Raw genomic sequence first — 12,495 nt, forward strand, 5'->3', positions numbered from 1 at the left:
ATCAGGGCGACGGGCGCTTAAAACGCTCGATGCCGGTCGCCCGCACACTGTATGTTCGTCGGAAATATGGTTGCCCGGTGCGCAATCCGGGCCGTCTGAAATCTACGGCAAGAGCTTGGGCAGACGCGTTTGCCGCCACGCCTGCATCAGAATGCTAGCGTAGCGGCCCTGCCCTGTCATCGAGAATGAATCGAGGGCTGGCGCGGGTTTGACAATCCCGCGCCATGCCGGTCAGTGCCCGGTCGGGCCGATCAGGCGCGAGCGGATGGCCGTCGAAAGATTGTCGAAGATGAAGACCACCAAAAGGATCAGCAGCACCATATAGGCCACCTTGTCCCAGTCGGAATTGGTGCCCATGGTTTCGAGCAGCTTGAGACCAATGCCGCCGGCTCCGACGGCGCCGATGACGGTGGCCGAGCGGGTGTTGCTCTCCCAGAAGTAGAGCGACTGGGACACGAACACCGGCAGCACCTGCGGCACGACGCCATAGCGATTGACTGAGGTCGGGCTGGCGCCGACCGACTTCATGCCCTCGCGCTGCTTGTCATCGACATTTTCCAGCGCCTCGGCATAGACCTTGCCCAGGGCACCGGTGTCGGTGAAAAAGATCGCCGCAATGCCGGGGATGGGACCGGGGCCGAAACCGCGGGTGAAGAACAGTGCCCAGATCAGCATGTCGACCGAGCGGATGAAGTCGAAGAAGCGCTTCATGAACCAGTTGGCCGGGCGGTTCTGGGTGATGTTGCGGGCGGCGATGAAGGCCAGCGGGAAGGCGAAGAGCGTCGCCAGCAGCGTGCCGACAAAGGCCATGACCAGGGTCTGGAACAGTTTCGTCAGGATATCGGCATGCTGCCAGGCCTGATTGCCGAGCCACTGCTCCCAGATCAGCTGGATATTGGACTTGCCTTCAACCACCTGCTCGCCCGAGAAGGCGAGGCCAATGGTCGAGAACAGATCATTGCCCCAGAGCGGCGATTTCGGATCGTAGAGGAAATTGGCCCAACCAAAGAAGCGGCGCTGAACGGCAACCTGATTGTCACGGATTTCGGCCTGGCCTTCGAAGCCGTAATAGACCCAGACCTTGTCGCGATCCTGGACGATTTCAGCAGGCGCATCGGCCGGCGCATAGGCGCCATCGGGGGTGATGGTGACCGGGTAAGACGTGCCGTTGACATAGACTTCGACCTGGGTGGTCGCAATCTCGAGGCGGTTGGCCTCGCCGTCGAACTCCACGCGCATGCTGCCGTCGGCATGCGGGGTCAGCCATGGAATGGTGGCGTCAGCTGGATACTGGCCGCGGCTCGACCATTGGGGGGTGACCACGCCATCGTCGCCAAAGCGCAGCCGCGGCTGGGCGCGCCAGCTGTACCAGTCCTGCACGTAGATGGAAGCGCGGTCCAACTTGCCGTTCTGCAGCGCCGGGCCGACGTTGAAGAAGAACCAGCAGAAGACCAGATAGGCGAGTGTGACGGCAAGACCGATGACGAGGCCATGTTGCTTGAAGAAATTGCGCTCGAAAACTTCGGGAAATTTCTTTTCGAGGCGGCTGCGTTCGGCGGCGCTGATGGCGGTCATTTACACGCTCCCCTTGGCGACGTTGAAACCCTGGTTGCCGACGAGGCGGCGGCGCAGCCAGCCGGAGAACTGGTCGATGACGATGATGGTCACCAGCAGCATGATGATGATGGCATAGGTCTGAGCGGCATAATCGCGGCCGATGGAGAGGCGGAAGACCTCGCCGATACCACCGCCACCGACGGCGCCGATAATGGTCGAGGCGCGCACGTTGATTTCCATGCGCAGCAGGCCATAGGAAACGAAATTGGGCATGACCTGGGGCACGATGGCGTAGCGCACGCGCTCGAGCCAGGAGGCGCCGACCGACTTCAGCCCCTCGTCGGGCTTCATGTCGGCATTTTCCACGACCTCGAAGAAGAGTTTCCCGAGCGCGCCGATCGTGTGCAGCGAGATGGCGACGATGGCGGCGATCGGACCGATGGACAAAATGGCCGTCAGCATGCCGGCGATGACGATTTCGGGGAAGGCGCGCAGCACTTCCATGGTGCGGCGCATGAACCAGCGCACGGCGCCGGCGCCGACCAGGTTGGTGGCCGCGAAAAAGCACAGGCAGAAGGCCAGACCGCCGCCGATGATGGTCGAGACAATGGCGATATTGACCGTGATCACCAGTTGGTAGATCAGGTGCGGAATGTAGAAGGTGTCGGTCAGATAGACCCGTTCGGACGTGTAATTATACTTGGCCGAGCCGTCGAAATAGGGCGATTCCAGATCGAACATCGCGCGAAAGATCTCGAAGGGATCACGCGGCAGGAAGTTCTTGACGAAGTCGAACATATAGGGAAGACGGTCGAAGAATTTCCCCGAATTGGCCGCGTTGGCGTAGTTCATCGCGAAGAACAACGCCACCAGCACGCCCGCAACAGCCAGCAGCGAATAGACGCGCCGGGTCATCACCTGGCTGCGATAGTGCCGCAGCAGCGTCTGGGTCGCTGGCGTGAGGCCGTTGGATGGGGCGATGTCGGCCATGGGCACCGTCTCTTGCAAAAGGAAACGGCGGCGCAGGATGCGCCGCCGCAGAGTGTTGGCGATTAGCCGCCGATGACCGACTTACGGGCGTCGATGATGGTCTGGTACATGGCCTTGTCGGCGTCGACAAAGTTGGTGTAGCCGCCAGCGGTGAAGGCGTCGAAGCATTCGAAATCGGTCTCAGGCAGGGCCTTGAAGGTTGCCGTGATGGTTTCCTTGAGCTCGGGCGCGAGGGCGTTCGAGACCATCAGCGGGCCGTTCGGGATGATCGGGGACTGCCAGACTTCGACCAGATCGTCCATGTCGAGCAGGCCCTTGTCGACCATGATGCGCAGGTTGCCGGAGGTGTAGCCTTCCGAGAAGTCGCCCTGGCCCGAGCCGAAGGTGGTGCCGACATCCCAGGTGCCGTCGAGCACGCCGAGGACGAGGTTTTCGTGACCGCCGCCGAAGCCGGTCTCGCTATAGGCTTCTTCGATCGACTTGCCGAGGTCAGCCGGCAGGGCAACGTTGGGGATCAGGTAGCCCGAGGTGGAGTCCGGATCGGCGAAGCCAAGCTTCTTGCCTTCGGACGAGGCCAGATCGGTGATGCCGCTATCGGCGCGGGCGACCATGATGGTGTGGTAGCCGGTGGAGCCGTCTTCCTGCTGGGTGGTCAGGACCGGGTCAACGGCATCGGCCTTCTGCAGCTCGATGGCGGCGTAGGACGAAGCGCCCATGATGGCGATGTCGATGGTGCCGCCGAGCAGGCCCTGGATGATGCCGTTATAGTCCGGCGAGGGGAAGAACTGGACTTCGGTGGCGCCGGTTGCGGCCTTCAGCGGCTCGGCAACGCATTCCGAACGGCGCAGCTGGTCGGCTTCGTTTTCGCCGCCATCAAGGCCGATGCGCAGAACGAGACCGTCCTGGGCGAAGGCTGCGGTGGACATGGAGAGGGCCACGGAGGCCAAGAGGATCGTGCGGAGCGCGGTCATGGATATCTTCCTTTGTGACGCAGTTTGTCGGCATGCCGGGCTTGCTTCCGGCAGCGGAACGAGGTTTCAGGGCGCCGGATTGGCGACTTGGGACTTGAGCGCGAGCGGCGCGAGGGAGGTCGAGGTCATGGCCTCGGAAAAAGCCTCCTTGAGCCCGTCGGCGCCGTAGATTTCGCGGGCGACATCGGTGGTCAGGTCATCGGGCGTGCCGTCGAAGACGACCTTGCCGGCGCTCATGCCGATGATGCGTTCGCAATAGGCACGCGCCGTATCGAGCGTGTGCAGATTGGTGATGACGGTGATGCCCTCGGAATTGATGTCGCGCAGGCTGTCCATGACGATCTGGGCGTTGCGCGGGTCGAGCGAAGCGATCGGCTCGTCGGCCAGGATCATTTTCGGACCCTGCATCAGGGCGCGGGCGATGGCGACGCGCTGCTGCTGGCCGCCCGACAGGGTCTGGGCCCACTGCATGGCGGTCTGGGCGATGTCGAGGCGTTCGAGCGCCTTGAGAGCTTCGAGCTGCTCTTCGGCGGAAAACACCTGGAGCAGGTTCAGCACCGGGTTGCGGCCATTGAGCCGGCCGAGCATCACATTGGTGATGACGTCGAGGCGCGGCACGAGGTTGAACTGCTGGAAGATCATGGCGCAATCGCGCTGCCAATTGCGCAGGGCCTGGCCGCGCAGCTCGGACACCTTCACGCCGTCGAATTCAATATAACCGGACGAGACATCGTTGAGCCGGTTGATCATGCGCAGCAGCGTGGACTTGCCGGCGCCGGAACGGCCAATAATGCCAACCATCTGACCTTGCGGGATTTCGATATTCACATCGCTGACGGCGAGTTTGTCACCAAAGCGTCGCGAAACATTCGAAATCTTCAGCATTGGACTGCCCCGGCCGTTGAACTGCGGCAGACCTAGGGCGGGCAGGTAACGTCAGGATAACGGTTGGATGACGGTTCCATGACTGTGCACTGGCACGGTGTGGCGGGTTGTCGCGGGATCGAGGCACGCCCTCGTGGTTCGAGGGTCGCTACGCTCCCACCTCACCATGAGGGCTGCTGAGGCATCGCGTTACCAGTAGCCCTCATGGTGAAGTGCGAGTTCTTACGAGCCTCGAACCACGAGGGCGTGACACAGTTTCGCCTACTCATACTTCTCCAGAAAAGCCTCGATCCCAAGCTTGCGGAAATCCGGCAGCGCCTGATGCAGCTTGTCGTGGCTCCAGTCCCACCAGGCCATCGCATCGAGCCGGCTGGCAATCGGATCGCTGAACCGCTGCTTGATGGTCCTGGCGGGCACACCCACGGCAATGGCAAAATCCGCCACATCTTTGGTCACCACCGCATTGGAGCCGATGATCGCGCCATTGCCGATCTTGACACCCGGCATGATGACCGCGCCGTGGCCAATCCAGGTGTCATGACCGATGGTGATCCCCTGCCCGGCACGCCAGTCAAAAAACGCCTGGTCATCTTCCTCGCCCTCGAAATACCAGGCCGAGCGGTAGGTGAAGTGATGGAGCGAAGCCCGCTCCATCGGATGCATGCTGGCATAGATACGGACGTGGCTCGCGATATTGGCGAACTTTCCAATGGTCGCATAGGCGATCTGCGTGTTGTCGACGCAGTAGGAATAGTCGCCGACGGAGGATTTGGCGACATGGCAGCCGGCGCCGATTTCGGTGTAGCGACCCAGGGTTGAATCCCTGACCTCGGCCGTGGGGTGGATGAAGGGCGTTTCGCTGAGGCGGGTCATGCAGCAACCTTTGGGGCAAAAGCGGTAACGTCAACGATACGGTCGGCGACTTGGGTGCGGACATCTTCGTCGTGGAAAATGCCGAGCAGCGCCACGCCTGCTGCCTTCTTTTCGGCGATCATGGCGACGACGACAGCACGATTGGTGGCGTCGAGCGAGGCGGTGGGTTCATCGAGCAGCAGCACCGGATGATGGGTGATGAAGCCGCGGGCGATGTTGACGCGCTGCTGTTCGCCGCCCGAGAAGGTCGCCGGCGGCAGGGTCCAGAGCCGTTCGGGCAGGTTGAGGCGGGCGAGAAGGTCCCTTGCGCGTTGTTGTGCCTCGGCCTTGTCGACACCGCGAATGACCAGAGGCTCGGCCACGACATCGAGCGCCGAGACGCGGGGAACGGTGCGCAGGAATTGCGACACATAGCCGATGCTGTCGCGACGCAGGGTAAGGACCGTGCGCGGATCGGCGGTGGCGAGGTCCACCGCTTCGCCGTGATGCTGCAGCACAATGGCGCCGGCATCGACGCCGTAATTGCCATAGACCATCTTGAGGATGGACGACTTGCCGGCGCCCGAAGGCCCACCGAGCACGACGCATTCGCCGGGATGCAGCTCGAAGTTCACATTGGACACCACCGGCAGCACCACGCCATCGCGCAGGTGCATGGTGAAGGTTTTCGCCAGGTTCTGGACGGAGAGAGCGGTCATCATCACACCTGCAAAATCGAGCTGACGAGAAGCTGGGTATAGGGCTCGCGCGGGTCGTCGAGGACGCGGTCGGTGAGGCCCGCCTCAATGACATGACCGTCCTTCATCACCATCATGCGGTGACTGAGGAGGCGCGCCACGGCGAGATCGTGGGTGACGACAATGGCGGCAAGGCCCAGTTCGCCCACCAGCTGGCGCAGTAGGTCGAGCAGGCGCGCCTGCACGGAGACGTCGAGGCCGCCGGTCGGCTCATCCATGAAAACCAAGCGCGGACCAGTGACCAGATTGCGCGCGATCTGCAGGCGCTGGCGCATGCCGCCGGAAAAGCCGCGCGGCTGGTCGTCGATGCGGTCGGCGGAGATTTCGACGCGCCCAAGCCAGTCGAGCGCCGTGTCGCGGATATGGCCGTAGTTGCGATCGCCCACCGCCATCAGCCGCTCGCCGACATTGGCGCCGGCCGAGACTGTCATGCGTAGTCCGTCGGCAGGGTTCTGGTGCACGAAGCCCCAGTCGGTGCGGACGAGGAAGCGGCGCTCGGCTTCGCTCAGCTCATAGATATTGCGCCATTCGCCATCGCGCATGCGGTACATGGTGCGGCCGGAGGTGGGCTCTAGCGTTGCCGACAGCGAATTCAGCAGCGTCGTCTTGCCCGAGCCGCTCTCGCCCACGATGGCCAGCACTTCGCCGGGCCAGAGTTCGAAATCAACGTCGGCACAACCGAGGCGGCTGCCGTAGTATTTGGTCAGGCCTTCGACGCGCAGAAGGGGTTCAGACATCGAGGTTCTCCTCAACATTGCAGTAGACCTCATGGTGAGGTGCGAGCCCTTCGCGAGCCTCGAACCACGAGGTCGTGGCACAGATGCATCGCGTCACGCCCTCGTGGTTCGAGGCTTTGCAAGAGCAAAGCACCTCACCATGAGGGCTACTGGGGATTGCCGCTTTCATTCTGCGGCCTCCTTCACGCCCAGTTCGCCGACATGGCCGGCGGCGCGGCGTTCCTCGCAATTGTCGGTGTCCGAGCAGACATACATGTGCCCGCCACGGTCATCGAGAATGACCTCGTCGAGATAGACCTCATCAGCACCGCACAGGGCGCAGGGCTCGGAAAAGTGCTGGATGGTGAAGGGGTGGTCTTCGAAATCGAGGCTCACCACTTCGGTCCAGGGCGGCACGGCGTAGATGCGGTGCTCGCGCCCTGCCCCGAAGAGCTGCAGCGCGGCGCTCATATGCATCTTGGGGTTGTCAAATTTGGGCGTCGGGCTCGGGTCCATCACATATCGACCCTCGACCTTGACCGGATAGGCATAGGTCGTGGCGATGCGGCCGTGGCGGGCGATGTCTTCGTAGAGCTTGACGTGCATGAGGCCATATTCTTCCAGCGCATGCATTTTTCGCGTTTCCGTCTCGCGCGGCTCGAGGAAGCGCAGGGGCTCGGGGATCGGCACCTGATAGACCAGCACTTGGCCCTCGGTCAGCGCGCGTTCGGGAATGCGGTGGCGGGTCTGGATGATGGTGGCGTCGGCCGTATGCGTCGTGGTTTCGACCTGCGCCACCTTGGCGAAGAAGGCGCGGATCGAGACGGCATTGGTGGTGTCGTCGGCGCCCTGGTCGATGACTTTCAGCACATCGTCGGGACCGATAATAGACGCCGTGACCTGCACGCCGCCGGTGCCCCAGCCATAGGGCATAGGCATTTCGCGGGAGCTGAAGGGCACCTGATAGCCGGGGATGGCGATGGCTTTCAGGATGGCCCGCCGGATCATCCGTTTGGTCTGCTCGTCGAGATAGGCGAAGTTGTAGCTGGCGAGGGCGTTCATTCCGCGGCCTCCTTCTGATTGGCAGCATCGTGGTCCGCCCGCATGCGGCGGATGAGATCGAGTTCGGCCTGGAAGTCGACATAGTGCGGGAGCTTGAGGTGTTCGACGAAGCCGGTGGCCTGGACATTGTCGGAGTGCGAGATGACGAATTCCTCGTCCTGGGCCGGGGCGACCACGTCCTCGCCAAATTCCTTGGCCCTCAAGGCACGATCGACCAGCGACATGGCCATGGCCTTGCGCTCGGCTCTGGCCGAAGACCAGACCGTAGCCGCGGGTGAACTGCGGCGGAACTCTTGGCCGAGCCCTTGAACTGGTTGACCATCTGGCATTCGGTGAGTTTCACCCGGCCGAGGGCAACGGCAAAGCCGAGCTCCGGCATGTCGAATTCGACCTCGACTTCGCCGATGCGGATTTCGCCGACGAAGGGATGCGTGCGGCCATAGCCGCGTTGGGTCGAATAACCCAGAGCGAGCACGAACCCCTCGTCGCCACGCGCCAGTGCCTGCAGGCGCAGGTCGCGGTCGAGCGGGAAGTCGAGCGGTTCGCGGGTCAGGTCGCCAACATCGCGATCCGGGTCGGTCTCGCCATCGGGCTCCATCAGGCCCTGGCGGCCGAGCAGGTCGGTGACGCGCGGCGCCTGTTCGGTCTCGGCGTCACGGGTTAGCGGCGCGGCGACCTCGTCCGTGACGATGGAAGGATCGAGCAGGCGATGGGTATAGTCGAAGGTGGGGCCCAGCATCTGCCCGCCGGGCAGATCCTTGAAGGTGGCCGAGATGCGCCGCTCGATCAGCATGGCGCCGGTATCAATCGGCTGACTATATCCGAAGCGGGGCAGCGTCGTGCGATAGGCGCGGACGAGGAAGATGGCTTCGATCAGGTCGCCCCGCGCCTGCAGCAGTGCGAGCGCCGCCAGTTCCTTGTCATAGAGCGAGCCCTCGCCCATGGCGCGATCGACGGCCAGGCCGAGCTGTTCGACGATCTGGTCGAGGCGCAGCGCCGGCACCGAGCGATCCCCACGACGGCGGTCGGCCAGCAGGGCATGGGCATTGGCGATGGCGGCTTCACCGCCCTTTACGGCAACATACATGTCAGTGTCCTTCCGAAATCCGGGTCGAGCGCGGCAGGCCCATCACCTGACCATCGGCCACCAGCAGCAGGTCGACGCCGCGGGGGAAGACCTCGCGATTGGCGGCCCATTGGGCGACGAAGTCGTCGGGCAGGCCGGTGGGGCTGCAATGGAGGTGATCCTTGATACCGGGACCGCGCAAAGCGAGATCTCGTCCCCCAGTCAGCGACGGCACCGCGAGCACCACGGTGGTCGAGCGGTCGGGATATTCCTGCGTGCCGAGATTGAAACTGTCGAGCCTCGGCAGTTCCGCGGTGCTGGTCGCAAAGGCGAAGGTGGCGCGCTCGGGATCGGTCACCAATGGCGCGCCGGTGTGAAAAGCTGCGAAACCCTCAACCTCCGGCCGGCGCAGCGTTTCCGACAACCAGATTCGCGTGTCGGCATCGCTCAATGCTAACAGTACGTTACCCAATTCGGCGGTCAGGCCATGCTGCGAAAGCACAAGATTACCCAGCGCCTGCGGCTTTCCGGGATTGGCCAGCGCATCCATGATGGCGCGAAACGTGGCCTGGGAGTCCAGGACCGGATCGGCGAAACCGCCTTCAAAACTCATGTCCATGTCAGTTATCCCCGCGCACCATGGTGAAGAAATCGACCCGTGTGGCCGCTGATTCATCGCGGCGCTGCCGGTCGGACTTTTGGGCAAGTGCCCGCAGCGGCGCGATAATTTCGGCCTCGACCTTGGCGGCATCGCGCTGCCATAGGGCGTCGATCACGGCAATGACCTCCGCCTTTGCGAGGTCGCGGCCCAAGTTATACCCGTGCCCCACTTCGCCGGTTACAATGCGGACCGAGGCACGGCTGACCGTCGCCTCCCCGAGATTAAAAGGAGCACCACCGCCACCGGCACGACCGCGCAACATGACCAGCCCGACCTCGGGGCCACGCACCTTGCTATGGCTCGGCTTGTCGGCCCAGGCGTCCCAGAGTTCGGCCAGGGCGCGGGATGGCGCGGCCGCCAGCACGTCAAGCGCAGCCTTGCGCTGATTGGGATTGATGGAAAATTGCGTTTGCATGCTACCCTCGATTTGTCTAATGTAATAGACAACTAATGTTGCTAATCCGTCCCTACGCCGATCATGTGAAAATGCAATGACAATCTCAAAGGACATTTCAGGCGGCGTCGCGCTGTGGCGACGGATCGCAGATGCGATCCGTCTCGATATCGTCGGCGGCAAGCTGGCGGACGGCGATCGCCTGCCCACGGAAGCCATTCTGGCGGAACGATTTTCCGCAAATCGCCACACGGTGCGCCGGGCCCTGGCCGTGCTGGCCGATGAGGGCGTGGTCGGCGCCGAGCAGGGGCGCGGCACCTTTGTACGCAGCGCCAAGAGGCTGAGCTATCCGATCGGAAAACGCACGCGATTTCGCGAAGGGCTCAAAGGGCAGGCTCGCGATTTCATGTCGCTCAGTCTTAGCCATCGCCTCGAAAATGCCAGTGCCGCGGTGGCGCAGGGCCTGGGCATCAAACCCGGGGCCAAGGTGGTACGCACCGAGGGGCTGACCATGGCCGATGGCGTGCCGATGTCGCGCTCGACGACATGGCTGAGCTATCGCCGCTTTGCCGATTTTGGCGAGCGGCTGGCCGCGGCACAGTCTTTCACCATGGCCTTCCAAAGCTATGGTATTGCCGACTATTCCCGCGCATCGACGCGCATATCCGCACGCCACGCCGATGTGGAAGAGACCAAGTTGTTGAAACTCGTTCCAGGCGCCATCGTGCTGGTCTCGGAAGCGGTCGACGTCGATGCCGAAGGCGAGCCGATTTCCTATGCGCTGAGCCGGTTTCCGGCGGAGCGAATGGAACTGGTGGTCTAGGCTTTTACCAGCCCGGCAGCATCCTGCAGCAGGGCGACAAACCGCTCGCCAGCGGCGGCAAGATCGCCGGAATTGTCGATATTGATGGTGCTGGCGGGTAACGTATCGCTGACCTTTCGGTCGAGTCTTTTGCCAATCGATTCAGGGGTTTCGCGGCCGCGGGCGGCAAGGCGCCGTTCCAGCACGTCGCGGTCGGCGGTGACCGAAACGACCAGCGCATCCGGATAGCGCTCCATCAGCGCCGGGATGACGCTGCGGGAGAGATTGGCAACCACCACCCGCCCTGCCCCGATCTCGTCTTCGAGCGCGATGGGCAGGCCATAGCGCAAGCCATGGGCATCCCAGTTGAGCGCGAAGCGCCCATCGGCCTCGGCCGCGGCGAAGTCGGCCACGGTCAGACTGTCATGATCCTCGCTGCCGCCATCGGCCTCGCGCGTCACCACGCGACGCACGAATTTGACGCGGCCGGATGCTTCCAGCCGCGCGCGGGCAAAGCCGATCAGGCTGTCCTTGCCGACCCCGCTCGGTCCGACGACGGCGACGAAAGTTCCAGTCATATCACGCGCTTGCCCTGGCGCCAGACGGTCAGAACGATAGGAATGCCATCTTCGACGCGCACATGCACGAAGTCGGCGCGCTTGCCCACGGCGATCTCGCCGCGGTCATCAAACCCGGCCGCTTCGGCCGGCCGCTTGGTGACCAGCTGAATGGCTTTCGCGAGGCTTATCCCCGGTACATTCTCGGCGAGCGAGAATGCCGACTGGAGCATGGAAAAGGGAATGTAGTCGGACGAGATGATGTCGAGCAGATCGGCTTCGGCCAGGGCACGGGCGGAGACATTGCCGGAGTGCGAACTGCCACGCACGATATTGGGGCCGCCCATCAGGATGGAGAGCCCAGCCTGTCGCGAGGCCTTCGCGGCTTCGACGGTGGTGGGGAATTCGGCAATATGCAGGCCGAGATCCACCGCCTCCTCAACATGGGCGCGGGTGGCATCGTCATGGCTGGCGAGCACAATGCCGCGGTCGTGGCAGAGCTGGGAGATGGCGCGGCGATGCGGGCCGGAATAGGCCTGCGACTGGGCATTGCGGCGCTCGGAAAAGGCATCGAGCTCCGCGTTGCTCATCTTGGTCTTGCCCTGGTAATAGGCCTTGTAGGCATCTAGGCTGGCAAACTGCCGCTGGCCCGGGGCGTGGTCCATGAGCGACGCCAGGCGCACCAGCGGATCATCCTGGATGGCGGTGAAGCTCTCGAGGCAGTCGGGCGCCGAGACTTCGCAGCGCAGGTGGATGTGGTGCTCGGCGCGCAGGCGGCCGGCCTCGCCGCCCGCACGGATGGCGCCGGCCAGAATGCGCATTTCCTCGGCGCTGACATCGGTATCCTCGTCAAGGCCGATGCGGATGGCGTCGAGCACGGTGGTAATGCCGGAAGCGGCGATCTGGGCGTCATGCGCCTGGACGGCAGCAACGGGATTCCAGCGCACTTTGGGACGCGGCGCGTAGTGCGTTTCGAGGTGATCGGTATGCAGTTCGACCAGGCCCGGGATCAAATAGTCGCCTTCGAGATCCACGCCGGTGCGGCTGGCTTCACCGATATCGGTGATGATGCCGCCATCGACGCGGACCGAACCTTCGAAAACCTGGTCAGCCAGAACCATGCGGGCATTGGTGAGGACGAGATCCCCAAGGGCGACAGAGTTCATGATCGAGGACATTCCGGCTGGGTTCACTGACGAGAAGCTGCGGTAACCCATATAGATG

The 12,495-nt window shown here is 63.2% G+C and carries 13 protein-coding genes and 1 pseudogene; 1 reads left to right on the forward strand and 13 read right to left on the reverse strand.

From position 1 onward, the window contains the following. Window positions 1-231: 231 nt before the first annotated feature. From phnE (P0Y65_09920) to phnG, 11 genes and pseudogenes are all read right to left on the reverse strand, one after another. Window positions 232-1,575: a phosphonate ABC transporter, permease protein PhnE gene (phnE, locus tag P0Y65_09920; protein WEK06535.1), complete on the reverse strand. Its 1,344-nt coding sequence runs from the start codon at window positions 1,573-1,575 to the stop codon at window positions 232-234. Then, window positions 1,576-2,547, reverse strand: coding sequence for a phosphonate ABC transporter, permease protein PhnE (phnE, locus tag P0Y65_09925; GenBank protein WEK06536.1), 972 nt, complete (start codon window positions 2,545-2,547; stop codon window positions 1,576-1,578). Window positions 2,548-2,609: 62 nt separating this feature from the next. After that, window positions 2,610-3,518, reverse strand: coding sequence for a phosphate/phosphite/phosphonate ABC transporter substrate-binding protein (phnD, locus tag P0Y65_09930; protein ID WEK06537.1), 909 nt, complete (start codon window positions 3,516-3,518; stop codon window positions 2,610-2,612). A gap of 66 nt (window positions 3,519-3,584) precedes the next feature. Continuing rightward, window positions 3,585-4,403 (reverse strand): phosphonate ABC transporter ATP-binding protein, encoded by an 819-nt coding sequence (phnC, locus tag P0Y65_09935; GenBank protein WEK06538.1) that lies wholly within the window; start codon window positions 4,401-4,403, stop codon window positions 3,585-3,587. A gap of 261 nt (window positions 4,404-4,664) precedes the next feature. After that, window positions 4,665-5,276 (reverse strand): DapH/DapD/GlmU-related protein, encoded by a 612-nt coding sequence (locus P0Y65_09940; protein WEK06539.1) that lies wholly within the window; start codon window positions 5,274-5,276, stop codon window positions 4,665-4,667. Then, the gene (gene phnL, locus P0Y65_09945) at window positions 5,273-5,977 is read right to left on the reverse strand and encodes a phosphonate C-P lyase system protein PhnL (protein ID WEK06540.1); all 705 of its coding nucleotides are present in this window, start codon (window positions 5,975-5,977) and stop codon (window positions 5,273-5,275) included. The genes P0Y65_09940 and phnL overlap by 4 nt, the downstream gene beginning before the upstream one ends. After that, the gene (phnK, locus tag P0Y65_09950) at window positions 5,977-6,750 is read right to left on the reverse strand and encodes a phosphonate C-P lyase system protein PhnK (GenBank protein ID WEK06541.1); all 774 of its coding nucleotides are present in this window, start codon (window positions 6,748-6,750) and stop codon (window positions 5,977-5,979) included. The genes phnL and phnK overlap by 1 nt, the downstream gene beginning before the upstream one ends. A gap of 165 nt (window positions 6,751-6,915) precedes the next feature. Then, on the reverse strand, window positions 6,916-7,791 hold the full coding sequence (locus tag P0Y65_09955; protein WEK06542.1) for an alpha-D-ribose 1-methylphosphonate 5-phosphate C-P-lyase PhnJ: 876 nt from the start codon (window positions 7,789-7,791) through the stop codon (window positions 6,916-6,918). Then, a pseudogene (locus tag P0Y65_09960) lies at window positions 7,788-8,878 on the reverse strand (carbon-phosphorus lyase complex subunit PhnI). The gene P0Y65_09955 and the pseudogene P0Y65_09960 overlap by 4 nt, the downstream one beginning before the upstream one ends. Before the next feature lies 1 nt (window position 8,879). Next, entirely contained in the window at window positions 8,880-9,476 is a 597-nt protein-coding gene (phnH, locus tag P0Y65_09965) for a phosphonate C-P lyase system protein PhnH (GenBank protein ID WEK06543.1), read from the reverse strand. A 1-nt stretch (window position 9,477) separates the two neighbouring features. Then, window positions 9,478-9,933: a phosphonate C-P lyase system protein PhnG gene (gene phnG, locus P0Y65_09970; GenBank protein WEK06544.1), complete on the reverse strand. Its 456-nt coding sequence runs from the start codon at window positions 9,931-9,933 to the stop codon at window positions 9,478-9,480. 76 nt (window positions 9,934-10,009) lie between these two features. On the opposite strand from phnG, the gene phnF reads away from it, so the two are divergent. After that, complete coding sequence (gene phnF / locus P0Y65_09975) at window positions 10,010-10,735, forward strand: phosphonate metabolism transcriptional regulator PhnF (protein WEK06545.1); 726 nt, start codon at window positions 10,010-10,012, stop codon at window positions 10,733-10,735. Here the strand turns inward: phnF and phnN are convergent. Both phnN and P0Y65_09985 read right to left on the reverse strand, forming a co-directional pair. After that, window positions 10,732-11,292, reverse strand: a complete 561-nt coding sequence (gene phnN, locus P0Y65_09980; protein WEK06546.1) for a phosphonate metabolism protein/1,5-bisphosphokinase (PRPP-forming) PhnN — start codon at window positions 11,290-11,292, stop codon at window positions 10,732-10,734. The genes phnF and phnN overlap by 4 nt on opposite strands. Continuing rightward, window positions 11,289-12,437 (reverse strand): alpha-D-ribose 1-methylphosphonate 5-triphosphate diphosphatase, encoded by a 1,149-nt coding sequence (locus P0Y65_09985; GenBank protein ID WEK06547.1) that lies wholly within the window; start codon window positions 12,435-12,437, stop codon window positions 11,289-11,291. Before P0Y65_09985 ends, phnN begins: the two co-directional genes overlap by 4 nt. Window positions 12,438-12,495 lie beyond the last annotated feature (58 nt).

This window comes from Candidatus Devosia phytovorans, from assembly GCA_029202405.1.
GTDB lineage: Bacteria > Pseudomonadota > Alphaproteobacteria > Rhizobiales > Devosiaceae > Devosia > Devosia phytovorans.

Coding starts and splice junctions, on each gene's coding strand:
- phnH (WEK06543.1), bottom strand. CDS start 9,476: ATGGACATGAGTTTTGAAGGCGGTTTCGCCGATCCGGTCCTGGACTCC.
- phnL (WEK06540.1), bottom strand. CDS start 5,977: ATGATGACCGCTCTCTCCGTCCAGAACCTGGCGAAAACCTTCACCATG.
- phnG (WEK06544.1), bottom strand. CDS start 9,933: ATGCAAACGCAATTTTCCATCAATCCCAATCAGCGCAAGGCTGCGCTT.
- P0Y65_09940 (WEK06539.1), bottom strand. CDS start 5,276: ATGACCCGCCTCAGCGAAACGCCCTTCATCCACCCCACGGCCGAGGTC.
- phnC (WEK06538.1), bottom strand. CDS start 4,403: ATGCTGAAGATTTCGAATGTTTCGCGACGCTTTGGTGACAAACTCGCC.
- phnF (WEK06545.1), top strand. CDS start 10,010: ATGACAATCTCAAAGGACATTTCAGGCGGCGTCGCGCTGTGGCGACGG.
- phnE (WEK06536.1), bottom strand. CDS start 2,547: ATGGCCGACATCGCCCCATCCAACGGCCTCACGCCAGCGACCCAGACG.
- phnN (WEK06546.1), bottom strand. CDS start 11,292: ATGACTGGAACTTTCGTCGCCGTCGTCGGACCGAGCGGGGTCGGCAAG.
- P0Y65_09985 (WEK06547.1), bottom strand. CDS start 12,437: ATGAACTCTGTCGCCCTTGGGGATCTCGTCCTCACCAATGCCCGCATG.
- phnK (WEK06541.1), bottom strand. CDS start 6,750: ATGTCTGAACCCCTTCTGCGCGTCGAAGGCCTGACCAAATACTACGGC.
- P0Y65_09955 (WEK06542.1), bottom strand. CDS start 7,791: ATGAACGCCCTCGCCAGCTACAACTTCGCCTATCTCGACGAGCAGACC.
- phnE (WEK06535.1), bottom strand. CDS start 1,575: ATGACCGCCATCAGCGCCGCCGAACGCAGCCGCCTCGAAAAGAAATTT.
- phnD (WEK06537.1), bottom strand. CDS start 3,518: ATGACCGCGCTCCGCACGATCCTCTTGGCCTCCGTGGCCCTCTCCATG.